The organism is Neorhizobium sp. BETTINA12A, from assembly GCF_023006485.1.
Taxonomy (GTDB): domain Bacteria; phylum Pseudomonadota; class Alphaproteobacteria; order Rhizobiales; family Rhizobiaceae; genus Neorhizobium.
On record NZ_JALBGW010000004.1, the window covers coordinates 73,144 to 90,725 of the forward strand.

The window sequence follows — 17,582 nt, forward strand, 5'->3', positions numbered from 1 at the left end:
AAGCCATGCCCGGCGCCACTCTCTCCCCCTGGACGATGTCCTATTTCGCGACGGCGCTGGTCTGCCTGGTCGCCGGGCTGGCCTTGACGATATCGGGCTTCGGATATCCATCCGCTCCCATCAACGATCCGGCCTCGCTGGTGATCGTCCACCTGATCGCGGTCGGCTGGCTCGGTCTCCTGTTTGCCGGATCGCTGCTTCAGTTCGTGCCGGTGATCGCCTCGCAGCAGCTGCAATCTCCCCATCTCGCCCTGCCCGCGCTGCTGCTGACCATGATCGGGCTTCCCCTGCTGCTGACCGGCTTTCTGGGCCTGGCCGATATCGTGCCCCTCTGGATTTGGATGCTGCCGGCCGGAGGCCTCCTCCTGACGGTGGCCTTTGCGGGTCTCTGCTGGATGGTGGCGGGCACGCTTGTGGCGGCCCGGCCGTACTCGCTGCCGGCAAAGTTCGTCGCGCTCGGCTGCGTGTCATTGATCGTTACTGCGCTGGTCGGGCTGCTGTTTGCCCTTTCCCTCTCCGGCCTTACCGATAATCCGCATCTCATCGGGCTGATTCTGTCAGCCGGACCGGCGCACGCTTATCTCGGCTTGTTCGGATGGATGACCATCACCGCGATCGGCGTCAGCTACCGCCTCCTGACGATGTTCCTGCTGTCGCCGGAAAGAACCCGCGGGACAAGCCGGGCGATCGGCTGGCTATCGGCCGCCGCCCTCGTGGCCGCCGGCTGTGGCATTTTCTCCGATGGAACCGGCTTGACCGCGGACTGGCCGCTTTACCTGGCGATCGCCCTTTCAGGACTTGCCGCTCTTCTCTACACGCTCGATATCCACTCGATCTTCCGCGCACGGAAACGGAGGTCCGTGGAGCTGAACGTGATGGCGAGCCTGGTGGCGATCGGCATGCTGGTCTTTTGTTTCGTTCTTTTTGCCGCCGCGATCGTGATCGGCAAACTGCCTGAGATGGTGATGCCGGTCGCCTACCTCTTCACCTTCGGATGGCTGACCGGGCTCGGCCTCGGGCAGCTCTACAAGATCGTGGCATTCATGACGTGGCTGGAGTTTTACGGCCCTGTTCTTGGCCGCACAATCGTCCCACGCGTCCAGGACCTCGTCAACGAGCGGCGGGCATCCTTGTGGTTCGCGCTCTATTTCACCGCGACGGCAACGGCGACCGCGGTCCTGATCCTCGACATGCCGTACATGTTCAGGGCGGCTACATTCGCTCAGCTCGCGGCTGTTTGCGCTCTCGCCTTCGAGTTCATCCAGGCCCGCCGCCTCGCCATGGTCCCGGTCGCGACCCGGCTGCCATCGGCCATCGCCGCACGGCGGCTCATCTTACCAAGCTTCAACGGGAGGTCACGATGACCCAGGAATTCAAGGAACTTGATGTCAGGCCCATCCTGAAGAACGGCGGCGAGCCGTTCGAAGCGATCATGACGGCGGTCGGGGCGCTGCAGCCCGGTCAGGGACTGAAGTTGCTCGCGCCCTTCAAGCCGCAACCGCTCTATCGCGTCATGGATGCCAGGGGCTTCGATCACGCCGTTATCGAACTCGACAGCGGGGATTTCGAGGTCCGCTTCACGCCGCGCCAGCAAGAAGCGGTCGCGCTCTCCGAAAACGCGGTCTCGCCCGAACTCTGGGCGGAGCCGTCCGTGCAGCTCGATCTTTCCGACCTCGATCCGCCGGAACCGATGCAGCGAATTCTCGGCGCGGCCGAAGCGCTCGACGCGGGCGACGTGCTCTTCGCGGTGCTGGCACGCGAGCCCGTCTTCCTGTTCCCTGAACTGACGCGCCGGGGCCATCAATGGGTGGGCAATTTCGATCGGGACGGCAGCGCCTACCGCATCATGATCCGGATCGGCAAAGGGGTTGCCGATGCCTGACACGTCCGAGCAGGCCAACCTGATCGAACAGGTCAGGCAACAGCTCTCCATGGTCATCGATCCGGAGATGGGGCGCAGCGTCGTGGACATGGGCCTGATCTACCGCATCGAGACGGATCAGGCCGGCGACATGTACATATCGATGACGACCACGACGAAAGGGTGCCCCGCCTCGACCTTTCTGAAGGAAGCCATCCAGGCCTGCGCCGCATCGGTCGCCGGCGTAAAGAGCGTCGAGGTGGAGCTGACCTACGACCCGCCGTGGAACGCATCGATGATGACGCCATGAAGCTTCTAACGCTGATCAGGCGCTGGGGAGGGGCCCGGCACCACGATAGGACGCCGCTCGTTTCGCATGCGGGAAATGTCCGGGACAAGCGCCATGTGGTCTACGAGATGGTAGCATCCGGCGCTGCGGACGACCCGGCCTTGTTCATCATCGAGGAAATCGAGCGCCTGAGCGACTCAATCGCCCGGGAGATCTGAGGCATTTCGCCGGGTTGTCCGGCGCCCGTTTCAGAACGCCTATCCCGCTCCGTTATCCCTTCGTGCTTTCGGCCAGCGCCAGCAGGCCTTCGGCATCCTTCACCAGCAGCTTCTGGCGTCCGCCTTGGACCAGGCCTTTCGCCTCCCATGCGCTCATGATCCGTGAGACGGTATGCAGCGTCGTGCCGGTCATCTCGGCTATGTCCTGCCGGGAGATCGGGAAATCGATCCGCACCGCGTCGCCTTCCTTGCGGCCCGCGTGCTTGGCCAGCCTCAGAACCGCGTGGGCGACCCGCTGCTCGACCTCCTGCGTCGACATCTCCCGGATGCGGGCGTGGGCTTCTTCCAGGCGCTGCCCGATCGTCTGCATGGCGGTCACCGCAAGCCGGGGATTTCGATCCACGAACTGCGGCCAGAGTTCCGTCGGCCAGCAAAGCGCGATGCTTTCCGCAACGGCCATCGCCGTGCCGGGATAGTCCATCCGTTGAAGCGCCTTGGCAAAACCGAAGAGATCGCCCGGGTGGACGACGCGCACGATGATCTGCTGGCCGTCTTCGGTGACCTGCGTGACCTTTAGCCTGCCATGCAGGAGCAGATAGAAATGCGCCGCGACCGCCCCCTGTTCGAAGACGGCTTCGCCCACAGGCACCCTGCGGGAGGTTGCGTGAGCAAGAAGCGCTTCCGTATCGGCATCCTCCATCCTTTCGAACAGGGGAAAACTTCTGACGAGGCTCTTATCGATCTTCAACGGCCTATGCTCCGCTACGGTCGGCACGAACCTAGCACAGCCCGCGGCGAGATCGAAGATGCGCTATTGCCGCGCCGGCAGCAAACATTCCCGCGTCTACTTGCGACGCCGCAATGAAGGGCGTCGCCGCCGCCGCTACAAGGGTGCCGAACAAGGAGTTCCGAAGATGACGACAATTCCGGCCGGGCGGCGACCTGGAAGCATCCCGAGGGGACTTTCCACAACCGCCCCCATCATATTCTCCTACGGCTTCCGGCCATTTTTTCTCTCGTCGGCCCTCTGGGCGGCTGCCGCGATGCTGTTATGGATGGCAAGCCTGGCCGGACTGATCGACGTGGCGGTTTCCTACGGCACCGTCCATTGGCATGCACACGAGATGCTGTTCGGTTATGCGAGCGCCGTGCTGGCCGGTTTCCTGCTGACCGCGGTTCCCAACTGGACCGGCAGGCTGCCGGTGTCCGGTTGGCCACTGGTCTTCCTGTTCCTCGTATGGGTCGCCGGCCGGCTGGCGCTGCTTCTGTCCGACTTTATCGGCACCATGGCCGCCATCCTGGCCGACAGCGCCTTTCTGCCCCTCCTCCTCTTCATCTGCGTGCGCGAGGTGGTCGCAGGACGGAAGTGGAAGGATCTGAAGGTCGTCGGTGGCCTGATCGCCCTCTCCGCCGCAAACATCCTGTATCATCTGGCGGTGGCCGGCGGGCAGCACCCATCCGTGGGTATCAAGCTCGCCCTCTCGGCCTATACCGCAATGATCCTCATAGTCGGCGGCCGAATTATCCCGAGCTTCACCCGCAACTGGATCAACAAGACCGGACGGACGGATTTCCCCGCCGCCTATGACCGGTTTGATACGGCAACCATCCTGTGCGGGTCGTCGCACTGGCCGCCTGGGTCATTCTAGGTGATGGAAAGCTCGTCGCGGGGACGGCGGGACTGGCGGCAGTCATGCATACGGTTCGGCTCGCACGCTGGCGCGGCTGGACGACGACGGCCGAAATGCTGGTGACGGTCCTGCATATCGCCTACCTGTTCGTGCCGCTTGGGTTCCTTGCGATCGGCCTTGCAGCCGTGAACCTCTTCGACGGGACTTCGGCTATCCACGTCCTGAGCGTCGGAACCGTGACCACGATGATGCTCGCCGTCATGACACGGGCAAGCCGGGGTCATACCGGACGGGTCCTGACCGCGTCGCGGACGACTGTCGCATCTTATGCGGCAATCGTGCTCTGCGCCCTTCTAAGGCCAAGCGCCGGCCTCTTTCCGGAATTTACGAGCCTGATCTACTCGCTGTCCGGGGCCGCATGGCTTGCCGCTTTCGGCCTGTTTGTCCTCGAATACGGACCGATGCTGACCCGCGTGCGGCGGCGGGTGGCGGAAGGATAAAGGAATGTGGCTTTACCGACGCTCCGCACTGGAGGCGCATCCGGCTGGCGTCGGGTCAAGGTGCGATTTCGATCTCGCCTTCCATCCTGGTGATCTCGAAATCGCTGATGATCACGTCAAGGCGAAGTCGCCACCGCCCGGGTACGGGAAGCATGATATCGGGCACCGACCACCCCTCCTTGCCTTTCTCGGCCCGGCGCCTTATCGGCTCGATCCCCGCCCCCGGGTTCGACAGCACGACCGTTACTTCCTGAGGCTCGATCGGCGACCGGTCGCTTTTGGCGATGATCGCGGATATCGCGACCTCCCCTACCCTGTCCGGCGTGATCCTGACATCAGCCACGGCCTTGCTGGTCTCCAGATGAACGACGGCAGTCCTCTGGACTTCGGCGATCAAGGTGCGTGGAGGCGGCGTGAAGCGCCACGTCGCAGCCACCGCGAAAATGAGGAGCAGGATGACGGTCTCCGCGGCGATCGAACGAACGAGCTGGCGGATCGCCGCAGGCTCCCCCTTCTTCGAACCGGAGGTGAGTTTCCACCGGTTGACGGCTGCCAGGGCGAACAGCAGGGCGAGCAGCACGAGCTTGACGAGGAATACGATCCCATACGCCGTCGTGACCAGCCCAGCCGGAGTGCGGATCTGGACGACGGCGAGCACGCCTCCGGCCACGGCAAGGACCAGGACGGCCCATGGTATGAAGACCGAGAAGCGGTGCAGTGCCGCGCCGCCCGCTTCTTTGTCTTGTCCGAACTCGGCCAGGAGCGGCAGCAGCGCGCCGGCCCAGATAGCTATAGCCGCGACATGCAGGAAAACGGCCGGGCGCATCAGCCATTGCGGATCTGCAGCACTCGCGTGCCCGCTGAGGCAGAGGGAAAATGCCGCGGTTATGACGGCGGATATCGATATCGAGCGGGCATCCCTGCCCCGGCCGCTGGCCAGAGCGAGCCCCGCAAGCGCCAGGGCCGCGATCGCAAAAATGACCGTCGGTCCGAAACTCGTAGCCATTCCCGCCTTCCAGACAGCCGGCGCGACGAGCCGTGAGATCGGCTCGCCCACCGTATCCAGCCCCTGAAAGCCGGCTGAAAGCAAGGCACCCGCAAAACCGATGCAGAGGGTTGCAAGCACCTGCCTCAGCGCATTGCGGGAACCGTCCGCGAACCAGTGGATGGCAAACGCGCCGCCGACCCCGAAGAGGAGACCGACATAAAGCGCCAGCTTGCCGATCCAGAGGCCAGCGCGAACCGGCCAGTCGATATCGGCCGCAGTGCCCCGGACGTCGGCGTTCGATCGCCCGATCGAGAAGACGACCGAGCCGCCGATCGGGTGACCATCTTCCGAAACAACCCGCCAGGAAAGGAGATAACTGCCGTCCTTGAGGTCTCCGGGCGGCGTGATCTCGACCGCCTTGTCCTTCAGCACGAAGTTTTTCAGAGGGGCGATACTGCCATCCGGCCGCGTGAGCTTGAGGCTGGTCGGCGAGACAGGCTCGCTGAATGTCAGAGCGATTACACGCGGGGCCGTGGACACGACCGAGCCATCGCGCGGCTCGGTCGTATTGAGGGATGCATGGGCGGATGCCGCCGCCGTCATGACCAGCCACAGCAGGATCGCAGACACGAGGCGCTGCAGAGTACCGGTCAGTGAAAGTGCCTTGTGGCAAAGCGGCGTCATCGGCCTTCATGCTCCCGGGTGGATCGATGGCTTAGTTGGCGGTCTTCTGAAGAAGCTTGACGCCGGGGGCCGGGAGTTCAAGGTCCGACGCCTTCTGGCCTGCGGCCGGCACTTCGATCCAGCGTTCCTTGAGGCCTTCCGGGCACTCCTGGATCACCGGGAAATAGAGCATGTCGCCGGCTTTCAGATCGGCGGCAATCGTGCCCCGTAGAACGAACTCGTCATATTCGTCGTCGCCGAGATTACCGCCGCTCCAGACCACTTCCTTCACTCCTTCGGCGACGGGAGAACCGTGATTGTCGTAGGCCTTGGCATAAGCTCCTTTGACCTTGTCGAGCGTCCAGCCCGCCTTCGGCTGCGGCTTGACGCCGTAGAACCCCTCCGGAATCTGGACCCGCACGGTGTTCGTGGGCTTGCCTTCGCAGCCATGCGGCACGCGCAGCACCGCCTTATAGGTCGAGCCGACGGGAGCGTCTTTTCCTTCCAGGGTGACATGCGCCAAGGCGGCGGTGCTGCCGAACACGAGGATGGCGGTGGTTGTGGTGATTGTCTTCAACGTGATTGTCTTCAACATGTAACTCTCCATGCTTGGCCGCGCGTTGGGCGGCCTGATTTTCGGGCGACTGGCAGCCACGAGGGCGCCGGCCGGTATGGCTGATGGCTTGAAAGGGCGGTCCTATCCGTGTTCCGGTCCGGCCGGCCGCGAGGGCGCGACACGCGGCTTCCGCCGCTTCGTTGCCGTTTAGCCAGGTGTGAACTCAGAAGATCGCAGGATTGCCCGACTTACAGCGGCCCGCGATCTCAATGTCGCGCGTCACGCTTAAGTCTTTGTTCCGCATGTCGTGTTGCAAGACGGCGTTCGTTTTGCACGACAAGCCTTCAGGCCGCCTGAGGCGGCGCGCGGGGATTCCCGGGAGAGGTTTCGGGGCGTTCGAAGGGACCTGTATCCACTTCGATTGGAAGCAGTTTGGAGGTGGCCTCCAGCCGGTTGTTCAGAAAATTGTCGGAAAATTGCGGCGCGAGCGCTGGAGCGAGAACGCTGCATGCCTGCGTGCAGCACTCGGGCAGTTTTGAGCCGTCCTTGTGATCCGATTGGCCGCTACCGCCGGCATGGGTAATGCAAAGCGGGTTTCCAAAGTCATCGAGGACGGGAGCTGCGACCGCCGAACCGAGAAGGAAGGACCCAAGCAGCATCTGCACGACGAGCGCGTAGGCCGCGATCGACGCGAACACAACACTGCAGGCAGCTGCTTTGCGGTTCTTCACGGTCCCCTCATCAGTTGCGGCAAGCCGCGGATGTCCGATTTGGACATCCGTTATTGGCACGGCACGGTGACATCTGTCTATGCGCCCTTCCGCCACAGCGCTCTTTGATGCGCGTCAACCTCTCGGCTCAAGTTCGACCTTGATCGTTTACGGGACTCCGACAGCTTTCAAAAATTCCCGCCCGATGAATCAGAGAGAAAACTTCGTCAAGCGGTCTTCTGCCGCATTTGGCTGACTGTGAGCCAAACCGCCGAGACAAGAAAATAGAAAGCACCGAGACCAGCATAGCCGGCAACATTGGCAATTGAAGGCTCAACGGGCTTCAGCGCTTGGGCGATGAAGAACGCGCCTGCTATTGCCGACTGGCCGCCACTCAGGATCATTGCCCACTGCCCACTGCTCGTCTTCCAGCGCCGAACCGCTGTGGCAAGCTGTGACAGGCCGGAAAAGATTGCCCACAGACCAAAGCCGCCAAGGACCCAGTTCATGTTCATTGTGAGCGCGACAATGACTGCAACGGTCATAACCAAACTGACCGCAACGTTTATCGCCTGGCTCCGGTTGTTCGCCAGGCCGCCGTTTCGTGCGGCATCGACGTAATTGGCGGCCGCATCCCAGGCGGGGTAGATAATCAGCAGAATGGCCGCGATAGTGAAAGACTGGCGGCCGGCCGTCAGCGCTGCTGCGACCCAGATTATGGAAAACGCCGCTCGCGCAAAGTAGTACCGCTTCAGCCAGTAATGCCCGCCGTTTTCGGCGATGTCCGTTTGGTACTTTGTCATAGTGAAATCCTAATTCTGGTTTGATTGAGTTGTTCTTCTGTTTTCAAGCATGTTGGAAATCACACGTAGACGACGTGCTTTCCGAAGGGTGTCTTGTCTCCCCGATTGCCTTGACCGATCCGAAACTCACGGGCCAGGGCATCGCGACCCTGAAGAAGCCTTTGCGCCTTCATGGTCAGTTGTTCGGCTGAACGAAGAACAGTGGCGGCGGATAAATACTGTCCGAGGATATCGAACGTTATCGTTGATGGCGGTCTCGTTCATGACGGCGTCCCTTCGTCGGTCGCGTCGGGTGCAGATTAAGCAGCATTTGTGTGTTGTCGCCGGCCGAACCGGTATGGCGGCCGATCCAGCCAGCGACGGCGACGTGGTTTACATTGGGGGAACCACGCCATTCTTACCGACGATCACCTGATGCGCGATCGTGCCGGTTGTACCTTTCTCGGCGGCAATGAAGACGACGGCACCGGGAACTAGATCGTCATTGGTGGCTGGAGCGATGGTCACGACAGGTGTGCCGTCCGGGATGGCAATCTTCTTTTCCTTGCCATGATAGGTCACGGTCACCGTCCGGCCATCGACGCCTTTAACGGCATCCGCGACGGTCGCGTTGGTCATACTGCTATCGGGTTTAAGATCCCAACCGTAGCTACCCTCGCCGGCGCCTTTCATGGCCGGCGGGAAGATGAGGACTTCAAGCGCACCATCACCACCGCCGTCTTTTGGCATGGATGCGATGCCGACGAAGTCGCCTGGCTTGATGTCTGTGACTTTGGCGTTCGCGACGCTCGCAACTTTCCAGTCTGCAGCAAGGGCGACGTCGACGGTCTCACCTTCACGGGTCTTCACCTTCAGAGTGGATCCGCCAAAGTTGACGATGCTGCCGCGAACATGGATCTGAGCGGCCTTCTTATCTTCCGCATGGGCGGGCGTTACGAGGATCGCCATAGACGAGAGACTTGACAGCACCAGGGCAATGGTGGGGAGGTGGTTCTTCATCATTTCACTCTTCCTACTAGTTGGTAGTTGATGATGGCGCAGTTTTACCTGAGGAAGCCAAGGCCGCCCGCAGGATTAGTGAGTGGCGACGGGCGACAGCCGGTTGAGAGTGGGAGCCAGTATGGTGGCGAATACCTCCCCGTTGCCGTAAGCGCGGGCAGAAAGCATCGCGCCGTAAACAGTTGCTAGGAATGCCTCGGCTTCGACGCCGGGCTCGCTCGAAAGGTTGAGCGTCTTTTCCTTCGCGCCGCGCTCCATAACTGAGGTCAGCCATGAAGAGATGAAACGAAAGAATGCCGTGACCTCTTTCGCGACCTCTGGTGGCAGCGATGGCAGCTCGCTGGCAAGCAGAGCGCATACGCAAAAAGGCCTGCTCGAATCCTCGATGCACTTGGCCCAATGACCTGCATAAGCCCTCAGGATATCAAGCGGGTTCGAAACGTGTTGCTCAAGAGTTGCCATCCCTGCCACGCCAACTTCGCGGTATTGCTTGACCAGTTCTCGCACCAAGTCGACCTTGCTGGGGAAATGGTGGTGGATGCTGGCTTTGCGGATGCCGACAACTTCGGCAATATCAGCATAGCTGAAGCCATTATAGCCGCCGCTCATGATCAAGGTTCGCGCGGAGGCCAGGATTTCATCGGAGGTCGTAGAAAGATTGCTCATATCTCTTTCTACCTTCTAGTAGGCAGAGCGTCAATAGCATAACGCGATCACATTGTTTGTCAGCCGTCGGTCGAGAGGGTCACGGATTTCCAGGCGTCGATTTCCTGCTGAAGGCGCTCTATCCTGGCCGACACGTGCTTGTAGGCATCACTGCCCAGGAGAAGTTGCGGCGGGGGATTATCGGATCCGACCAGGGTCAAGACAGCAACTGCCAATTTATCCGGGTCGCCGAGCTGCTTGCCGCTCATGGCCTGTCGGGCCTCGCGGATCGGATCAAAAAGGCTGTCGTAATCTGCAATGGACCGCTCTGTGCGAACCATGGAGCGCCCCGCCCAGTCTGTCCGGAAGGAGCCGGGGCAGCTAGCGTGATTTGCTTCCCGGGCACCGCAAATAACGGATTGTCCGCGAATGAGAGCCTGCGCGACGCCTATCGTCCGCGGTTTTCGATCGTCAACGTCGGAGCTTCCGCTCGCGATTCGAAAGCTACCAATGGGATGACAACTCAGCCGAACCCGAAAACTCAATTCCCTTAACCGATTTCGGTAACTTCTAGAGTATAGAACGGGCACTGAGGCCAGCTATTCCAATGCTGCGTTGTCATTTTTCCGCACGATGAACTCCAAAATCATCACCTGAAGACAGCCCGTCTGGGTGATCCTCCGAGAATTGTCTGGCGGCAAGAAGAACCGGCATCAGAGCAAATCCCATTGTTGTTAGCCGATATTCGACGCGCGGCGGCTGCTTGCCGAAATCTCTCCTGTCGATCAACCCTTCCTGCTCCAACTCTCGCAGATGTTGCGTCAGCATTTTTTGGGAAATGCCCTCTATTTCGCTAAGCAACTGGGAGCTTCGCATCGTTGAATCGGCATAAAGGCGAAACAGGATCGGCATCTTCCAACGCCCGCTAATCATGTGAAGCGTGCGTGTGACATGAGCGACCGCCCCATCCGGACCCAGGCATACGGATCGGGCATCTAATGGAACAGGCACCTTTTGGTACGTTCTTGTAGCTTCCACGCAGCCTCCTATGTGGTCCGACAAAAGATAGGTGATTGGATCATGGATTTACAGCTGAATGGCAAGGTCGCGCTCGTAACAGGAAGCAGCAAGGGCATCGGGGAGGCCGTGGCAAAAGGACTTGCGCAAGAAGGAGCGACGGTCATCGTTTATGGTCGCGACAGAAACGCGACAGAGCAGATCAAAGAACAGATCATCTCTGTCGGTGGGGATGCGCATTGTGTGACAGGCGATCTGACGGTTGAAGAGGACGTTGCCGCAATGGTCGCGGAGGCGCAGCGGCTTGGTGGGGCAATTGGCATCTTGATCAACAACGCAGGCGGGTCTGGCCCCGGGGAGGACTGGAGCAATGCTTCACCCCAATCCTGGGCCTCGACCTACGACCGCAACGTGATTGCTGCCCTGCGGGTTACCAACGCAGTGCTACCGGGCATGCGACTGGCAAAATGGGGCCGGGTCATCAATATATCGAGCCTCGCGGGCCTGATGCCCCCTCCTGTCAATCCGGATTATTCCGCCGCCAAGGCCGCAATGCTTGCGATGACCGCATCGATGGCGAAGGCCGTCGCCGGCGAAGGGGTGACAGTGAACGCTATCTCTCCGGGCACGATCCACAGCGCGAAGCTTGACATGAAGTTTCGCGAGGTCGCGGTCAAGCACGGTGTCGCCGCCGACGCACCTTGGCGGGACGTCGAGAAGGTCGTGTTGCCACTGTTTGCGCAGGTGCCAGTGAACCGGGTGGGAACGTTGCAAGAGATCGCGGATGCCATCGCTTTCCTTGTCAGTCCACGAGCAGCCTACATCACAGGATCAAATATTCGATTGGATGGCGGGATGCTCCCTACGATCTAGGCTCAGGACTCGTTAAATCAAAGCCGGATCGTGCGGGATGACAACCTTTCGGCTTGCCCGAGATGGAATGCAGGCCGTAATCCTGCGTGCGGCCAAGACGTCTCGAAACCAGGATCCGCTCTAGCAGAAACAACTGGCGCGTAACGCGTCGATTGTGCATCCCCGGTGAGCCTGTCATTGATCGGGCATATCACTGTCAGCGCCATTCGCTTCGCCTTGCCTGATTGTGCTGCCGGCCTGCGGCGAGCCAGCGCACTCGATTATCTTTGCCGACAACCAATCCAGGCCAATGTCTGATGCCGATCTTACATGTCGCACGAGGCTGAACGTGAAGGGGTTGATGGCGAGCGGTGGTTCAAGCACCGCAAGCCCGAATTGATTGGCGTATTTGGCAGCGAGTCTGGCCGGAACCGTTGACGAGAGGTCGCTACTCGCGACAACGCCCATGGCGGTCATGAACATTGGAACGCTCGCGACGACCCGCCGCCGAAGCCGGCGCTTTTTCAAAGCCTGATCGACCATGCCATGAAAGCCGCCTCTGAATGAGACAAGCACGTGATCGAGTGCCAGGTAGTGGTCGAGCGATATCGGGCCCTGCGCAACGGGATGGTCTTTCCTGACCACGACGACAAAGTCCTCCTCGAAGACCGGCACGGCTTGGAACTCATCCGGCAGATCCCAGACGCGCCCGATCGCCATCTCCATTTCGTTCGTGCGCAGGGCGTTCAGGCTTTCGGCTCCGACAGCGAATTGAAACGCGACCCGGCATCCAGGTGCTTCGGCGCGCAGCATCCCTATCAGCGGAGGGGCAATCACGGCGCCGACGAGGTCGTTGCTCGCAAGCCTGAAGGTGCGCGATGATGATTCAGGTTCGAAATGCGTGGGAACGTCAAGGGCCTCGTGGGCAAGCCGAAGAATGATTTCAATCTGCGGAAGAAGCTGTGAGGCGCGAGGCGTCGGCTCCAGCCCGTTCGGGCGCCGGATGAACAGGGGATCGTCGAACAGCTCGCGCAGCCGCGCGAGCGCATGGCTGACGGCGGACTGACTGACACCCAGCGTTGCCGCGACGAGCGTGGTTTTCTGCATCCGTACGAGATCGCGGAAGATTGCCAGCATGGTGAAGTCCAACCGGCGCAGCTTCAGCTGATCGGCATTGGTTTTGCGCATCAACTGCATCTCCTCCTCGCAACGCGATTACCTGTTTCGGCGACGTGATATCACATTCGTTCATATCGCATATCTAGCGATTTCAGTTGATCGAATAATGGCAAATCCTATGATCGATGGCTAGAGGCCGGTACTGGCATGGCCTGTGGAGCTTGGAGCAAATTGCTGACCATGATGCGTACCCCACTTGCGACAAAGCCCGTATCACTGGATCGAAGGCAGTTCCTGGGCATGGCCGGCGCACTGGTCTTGTCGGCGAACTTGACCGTGAAAGCGCGGGCCGCATCCCTGGGCAAATTCATGAATGCCTGGTTGCGCATCGATCCCGACGATCAAGTGACGATACTGCTGTCCCAATCGGAAATGGGACAGGGCATCCAAACCACCCTTCCCCTGGCGCTCGTGGACGAGCTCGGCGCAGACTGGTCGCGGGTCAGGCTGGAATGGTCCGATTTCGATCCCGCTTACCGGCATCCGCAATATCAGTGGATGTTCACCGGCAACAGCGAATCGATCTCGACCTTCTTCCCGATCATGCGGACCATCGGCGCGGCCGCACGCGAGATGCTCGTCGAGGCGGCCGCGGCGCGCCTGAGTGTTGCGGCTGCCAGCCTTCGCGTCGACAAGGGCCGCATCCATCATGATCCGACAGGCCGGATGGTGACCTTTGGCTCGGTTGCCGCGGACGCGGCGAGGCTCGATGTCCCGAAAAAACCCCAGATCAAGCCGACAAGCAGCTCGGACCTCATCGGCAAGCCGCAGCCCCGCGTCGACATACCCTCGAAGGTCGATGGATCGGCGATCTTCGGCATCGATGTGAAAGTGCCTGGCATGGCGGTGGCCGCTATCCGCCGGGCCCATTCGCAAGGGGGATCACTCGCGACATTCGATGCAACGGCGATCAAGGCCGAACGTGGCGTGCTTGCCGTCGTCGAAATTCCGTCCGGCCTCGCCGTCGTTGCCAATGACTACTGGACAGCGAAGCAGGCTCTCGACCGGGCCGAGCTTACATTCACGCCTGGTCCGCTCGCCGGATATTCAACCGAGGGCCAGAAGGCCGAATATATCGCGCTGCTGAAATCCGCCTCGTTCGACGCCAAGGTCAAAGCAGGCGATGCCACCGCCGCTCTGGCGGCCGCGAACGACGTGCTGGAGGCAACTTTCGAGATCCCCGCTCAGGCGCATGCGACAATGGAGCCGATGAACTGCACGGCCCATGTGACGCGGGACCGGTGCGAGTTGTGGATTCCGACGCAGGGCGTCGAGATCACCCATGCCGTCGCTAAGCAGGTGACGGGCCTCACGGACGACCAGATCATAATCCACCGGACCTTGCTCGGCGGCGGCTTTGGCCGGCGGCTGCTCGCGGATTTCGCCAAGATCGCCATCATGGTCGCAAAGGCCGCTGGCCGTCCCGTCAAGGTCATCTGGAGCCGGGAAGAAGATTTTCGCTACGACGCCTACCGCCCGCCAATGGTTCATGATGTGAAGGCGTCTCTCGGCAGTGACGGCCTACCGGTGGCGATGACCCATCGTGTCGTCTCGCCGTCCCACATGCTCTATATATTCCCGCGCGGCGTTATCAAGGCAGAGGGCGACTGGGCGCGGCCGATCATGCCGCCGGCGGCCTATGACGGCATGGCGGTCGAAGGTCTGACGGAAACGCCTTACGCCATTCAAAACTACGCGGTCGAGCAGCATCGCGTCGGCACACCGCTTGCCGTTTCCGTCTGGCGCACAACCGGCCACGGGCCGAACAACTTTGTCCTGGAAAGTGTCGTCGACGAATTGGCGTATCGCGCCAAGGACGACCCGCTTTCATATCGGCTGAAGCTTGCCGCTTCCGATCCTCGCGCGGTTGCCGTGCTGAAGGCCGTTGGGGCGCTGTGCGGCTGGTCGAACGCATTGCCGGCCGGGCGGTTCCGCGGCCTGGCGCTCGCCAAGGCATTCGGCGGCTATATCGCGCAAGTCGTCGAAATCTCCGTCATGGACAAGGACGTTAGGTGTCACCACGTCTGGAGCGCCGTCGACATCGGCCGCGCACTCGACTCAGGCATTGCCACATCCAACATCGAAGGAGGCGTGGTCTGGGGTCTTTCCGGTCTGCGCACGGAGGTCACTTTCGCTAACAGCGAGATCGAGCAGACGAACTTCGATCAATTCGATCCGTTGCACCTGTCGGAAACCCCTAAAATCACGACGCGGTTCGTCGACAGCGGCGGCGAGCCGACCGGTGTTGGCGAGTTAGGTCCGGTGCCGACGCACGCTGCTTTCTGCAATGCCGTGTTCGCCGCGACTGGCGAGCGCATCCGAACCCTGCCGATTTCGCGCAGCGGCTATCAGTTGGTCTGACGGGAGCCATACAATGACGCGATTTTTAGTCAATGGGAGTGCGGTCACGGTCGACGCCGATCCGGACACGCCGCTACTATGGGCGTTGCGCGACCACCTCGGGCTGACCGGCACCAAATTCGGCTGCGGCATCGCTGCGTGCGGCGCCTGTACAGTGCATGTCGACGGCCAGCCAGTACGCTCCTGTTCCTTTTCGCTCGCTGACGCGGAAGACAAACAGGTCACGACGATTGAGGGGCTATCGGACGATCGCTCGCATCCCTTGCAGCGAGCCTGGATTGCGGAACAGGTTCCGCAATGCGGCTATTGTCAATCGGGCATGATCATGGCCGCCGCCGCCCTGCTCAAAGACAGGCCGCATCCAACCGATGACGACATCGATGCGGCAATCACCAATCTGTGCCGCTGCGGCACCTATGCCCGCATCCGCGCCGCAGTGCATCGTGCAGTGCGAGGTGCGTGATGATTGGCCGTTTGCTTCAGGCACGAACACTCGCCGGTGTGACGCTCGGCGTGATGGTAGCCTTGGCCTTCGTGCCGCCTGTGCGGTCGCAAGCGAAGGGCGACAGTACGTCGGCGGCCGACGCCTTCGACACGGTTGCACGCGTCATGGCCAGCCCCCGCTGTCAGAATTGCCATACCCTGACGGGCTTTCCGCGCCAGGGCGACGACCGGCATCGACACATGTTCCATGTGATGCGTGGACCCGCAGATGATGGTGCGGCCGGCCTGCCTTGTTCCACCTGTCACGGACGATCGAACAACGCAGCCAGTGGCGTCCCCGGCGCCAACGACGAATGGCGGCTCGCGCCACTCACCATGGGTTGGGACGGCCTTTCCCAACATGAGCTTTGCGAACACCTGAAGGATCCACAACACAACGGAAACCGCAATGGTGGTCAGGTCATAGATCATCTCAGATCGGCTCTCGTCAGATGGGCCTGGTCGCCAGGCGTCGACCGGACCGGGAAGACACGAACAACCCCGCCCGTCCCCTATGAGGAATTCATGAAGGATGCCGAAGGCTGGGTGAGCAGCGGAGCCGCATGTCCGAAATAGCCGAAGCTCAGGACTTGCCGGATCGCGGCGCATCAAGCAAAGGCGACATCGATCGACGCCGCCACTTCCTGCAATCTGTGGCCGCAGCGACGGTCGCGCGGGCCGGGTTTTGCGGGTGCGGACTTCATCCGGCGCTCGCGGCCGGCGGCACCATCGCGGCGTCCGGCACAGGCCCTCTGGTCGATCCCGGCAAGGGCTACCTCGTCCAGCAGATTGACGACCGGCTCCAGGCGTAGAAACGGCTACGGCCTCCGTGGGGATGCCGCGAAGTTATTGAAGTTGTGGGAAGAATTTGGTTGCGGGGGCTCGCAACCAACGATTCCTGCGATTGGTCGAAAGGCCTATCCCAAATCTAGCGGCTTAGGCCGTAGAGGTAAACCCAGTTCGAATCCCTCGCCTTGATGGGCTTCGAACCAAGGACCTAGGCTTTCCGTCGCTTCCAATCAGCACTCAAGTAGCTGAAATACAACGAAAGCTTAGTCGATCGCTGCCGGCCCTGCGCCCCACGCCGGGGTCCGTGACGATGTCCCAGAGGCTATGGCCGGCACGGGTAACGGACCTCTTGTACCTCTGGGTTTCCGTACGCTTGGAAAGTCGTTTCCCGCCGGAAAGCGAGAGGCGTTATTTGGTGAGGTCGGCGATGCGGTTGAGCGCGCCGGCGAGGCCCTTCAGGGAGACGGCCAGCGCCAGCGGTTGGGCCGGGCTGGCGGCGGAAACGGTGACGTTGAGGGCCTTGCCGGCCCTGAGCTTTGCAATCGTGTCTGCCTCGAAGGCCAGCGGCACGACGCAGCCTTGCGGCAGGCAGGTCGAGAAGGGCAAAGTATTGCCGAGCGCGGCATCGTCGATCTTTAACTGAGCGCCCTGGGGCAGCGCCAGTCCGAGCGGCAGCACCAGCGTGCCCCGGAACTTGCCGTCGGCGCTCTTGCCGATCTCTACGGCCAGGACGGTCTGCTTGGTCTGGTTGTTGGTTTGGACCTGCCGGACGAGGCAGGATGGAGCATTGGCCTGTATCTGGCAGACGACGCCCCAATCGTCGTAGGTCTCGACCAGCGAGCTGGCGCCGCCCGGCAGGGCGGCGGCGGTCGCGGTGCAGCTGACGAGAGCGAGCGCTGCCGCCAGCAGTGAAGCCTTCGGCAAATAGCGGGATAAAGTCATTCGAACAGGTTCCTTTCATATGGCTGGGATCCGACCATCCGTGCCAGAGCGGTTCAGACCCGCCGACCGGCCAGCGTTTGGCGGCTTGTGTATAGT

General features: G+C 61.4%; 19 protein-coding genes and 2 pseudogenes. 10 read left to right on the plus strand and 11 right to left on the minus strand.

From position 1 onward, the window contains the following. Positions 1-5: 5 nt before the first annotated feature. The 4 genes from MOV61_RS02450 to MOV61_RS02465 are packed head-to-tail and all read left to right on the plus strand — an operon-like array spanning position 6 to position 2,368. Positions 6-1,364, plus strand: coding sequence for a hypothetical protein (locus MOV61_RS02450; protein ID WP_247135409.1), 1,359 nt, complete (start codon positions 6-8; stop codon positions 1,362-1,364). Further along, positions 1,361-1,882 carry a DUF2249 domain-containing protein gene (locus MOV61_RS02455; protein ID WP_247135410.1) on the plus strand — a complete coding sequence of 174 codons (522 nt, stop codon included), beginning with the start codon at positions 1,361-1,363 and terminating at the stop codon, positions 1,880-1,882. Before MOV61_RS02450 ends, MOV61_RS02455 begins: the two co-directional genes overlap by 4 nt. Next, on the plus strand, positions 1,875-2,171 hold the full coding sequence (locus MOV61_RS02460; protein WP_247135411.1) for a metal-sulfur cluster assembly factor: 297 nt from the start codon (positions 1,875-1,877) through the stop codon (positions 2,169-2,171). Before MOV61_RS02455 ends, MOV61_RS02460 begins: the two co-directional genes overlap by 8 nt. Next, positions 2,168-2,368, plus strand: a complete 201-nt coding sequence (locus MOV61_RS02465; protein WP_038546262.1) for a hypothetical protein — start codon at positions 2,168-2,170, stop codon at positions 2,366-2,368. The genes MOV61_RS02460 and MOV61_RS02465 overlap by 4 nt, the downstream gene beginning before the upstream one ends. Positions 2,369-2,420: 52 nt before the next feature. Here MOV61_RS02465 and MOV61_RS02470 read toward each other — a convergent pair whose 3' ends face one another. Beyond that, positions 2,421-3,116: a Crp/Fnr family transcriptional regulator gene (locus tag MOV61_RS02470; RefSeq protein ID WP_247135412.1), complete on the minus strand. Its 696-nt coding sequence runs from the start codon at positions 3,114-3,116 to the stop codon at positions 2,421-2,423. Between the two features lie 166 nt (positions 3,117-3,282). Here MOV61_RS02470 and MOV61_RS02475 point away from each other — a divergent pair. Then, positions 3,283-4,499 (plus strand): annotated as a pseudogene (locus MOV61_RS02475) (NnrS family protein). Between the two features lie 55 nt (positions 4,500-4,554). Here the strand turns inward: MOV61_RS02475 and MOV61_RS02480 are convergent. From MOV61_RS02480 to MOV61_RS02515, 8 genes and pseudogenes are all read right to left on the minus strand, one after another. Beyond that, positions 4,555-6,171 carry a copper resistance CopC/CopD family protein gene (locus tag MOV61_RS02480; RefSeq protein ID WP_247135413.1) on the minus strand — a complete coding sequence of 539 codons (1,617 nt, stop codon included), beginning with the start codon at positions 6,169-6,171 and terminating at the stop codon, positions 4,555-4,557. A 31-nt stretch (positions 6,172-6,202) separates the two neighbouring features. Continuing rightward, positions 6,203-6,745, minus strand: coding sequence for a YcnI family protein (locus MOV61_RS02485; protein WP_038546268.1), 543 nt, complete (start codon positions 6,743-6,745; stop codon positions 6,203-6,205). A 305-nt stretch (positions 6,746-7,050) separates the two neighbouring features. Next, a complete protein-coding gene (locus MOV61_RS02490; RefSeq protein ID WP_247135414.1) occupies positions 7,051-7,437 on the minus strand; it encodes a hypothetical protein in 387 nt (128 codons plus the stop codon). Between the two features lie 206 nt (positions 7,438-7,643). Then, positions 7,644-8,219 carry a DUF308 domain-containing protein gene (locus MOV61_RS02495; RefSeq protein WP_247135415.1) on the minus strand — a complete coding sequence of 192 codons (576 nt, stop codon included), beginning with the start codon at positions 8,217-8,219 and terminating at the stop codon, positions 7,644-7,646. 372 nt (positions 8,220-8,591) lie between these two features. Further along, entirely contained in the window at positions 8,592-9,221 is a 630-nt protein-coding gene (locus MOV61_RS02500; RefSeq protein WP_247135416.1) for a hypothetical protein, read from the minus strand. A 72-nt stretch (positions 9,222-9,293) separates the two neighbouring features. Beyond that, on the minus strand, positions 9,294-9,884 hold the full coding sequence (locus tag MOV61_RS02505; protein ID WP_247135417.1) for a TetR/AcrR family transcriptional regulator: 591 nt from the start codon (positions 9,882-9,884) through the stop codon (positions 9,294-9,296). 59 nt (positions 9,885-9,943) lie between these two features. After that, positions 9,944-10,243, minus strand: a pseudogene (locus MOV61_RS02510) (short-chain dehydrogenase/reductase); the annotation flags it as partial. Positions 10,244-10,481: 238 nt separating this feature from the next. After that, positions 10,482-10,901, minus strand: coding sequence for a helix-turn-helix domain-containing protein (locus MOV61_RS02515; protein WP_247135418.1), 420 nt, complete (start codon positions 10,899-10,901; stop codon positions 10,482-10,484). A 42-nt stretch (positions 10,902-10,943) separates the two neighbouring features. Between MOV61_RS02515 and MOV61_RS02520 the strand changes: the two genes are divergently transcribed. Further along, positions 10,944-11,753, plus strand: coding sequence for an SDR family NAD(P)-dependent oxidoreductase (locus tag MOV61_RS02520; RefSeq protein ID WP_247135419.1), 810 nt, complete (start codon positions 10,944-10,946; stop codon positions 11,751-11,753). Between the two features lie 174 nt (positions 11,754-11,927). Here MOV61_RS02520 and MOV61_RS02525 read toward each other — a convergent pair whose 3' ends face one another. Continuing rightward, positions 11,928-12,920, minus strand: coding sequence for a LysR family transcriptional regulator (locus tag MOV61_RS02525; protein WP_162182341.1), 993 nt, complete (start codon positions 12,918-12,920; stop codon positions 11,928-11,930). Between the two features lie 300 nt (positions 12,921-13,220). Between MOV61_RS02525 and MOV61_RS02530 the strand changes: the two genes are divergently transcribed. Genes MOV61_RS02530 through MOV61_RS02545 form a run of 4 tightly spaced genes read left to right on the plus strand, consistent with a single transcriptional unit; the run spans position 13,221 to position 16,567 of the window. Beyond that, the gene (locus tag MOV61_RS02530; RefSeq protein WP_247135420.1) at positions 13,221-15,272 is read left to right on the plus strand and encodes a xanthine dehydrogenase family protein molybdopterin-binding subunit; all 2,052 of its coding nucleotides are present in this window, start codon (positions 13,221-13,223) and stop codon (positions 15,270-15,272) included. A 13-nt stretch (positions 15,273-15,285) separates the two neighbouring features. Then, complete coding sequence (locus MOV61_RS02535; protein ID WP_038546276.1) at positions 15,286-15,735, plus strand: (2Fe-2S)-binding protein; 450 nt, start codon at positions 15,286-15,288, stop codon at positions 15,733-15,735. Beyond that, entirely contained in the window at positions 15,735-16,331 is a 597-nt protein-coding gene (locus MOV61_RS02540; RefSeq protein WP_247135421.1) for a hypothetical protein, read from the plus strand. The genes MOV61_RS02535 and MOV61_RS02540 overlap by 1 nt, the downstream gene beginning before the upstream one ends. Then, positions 16,319-16,567 carry a hypothetical protein gene (locus MOV61_RS02545; protein WP_247135422.1) on the plus strand — a complete coding sequence of 83 codons (249 nt, stop codon included), beginning with the start codon at positions 16,319-16,321 and terminating at the stop codon, positions 16,565-16,567. Before MOV61_RS02540 ends, MOV61_RS02545 begins: the two co-directional genes overlap by 13 nt. Before the next feature lie 385 nt (positions 16,568-16,952). On the opposite strand, the gene MOV61_RS02550 is transcribed toward MOV61_RS02545, so the two are convergent. Then, positions 16,953-17,486 (minus strand): invasion associated locus B family protein, encoded by a 534-nt coding sequence (locus tag MOV61_RS02550; RefSeq protein WP_247135423.1) that lies wholly within the window; start codon positions 17,484-17,486, stop codon positions 16,953-16,955. Positions 17,487-17,582 lie beyond the last annotated feature (96 nt).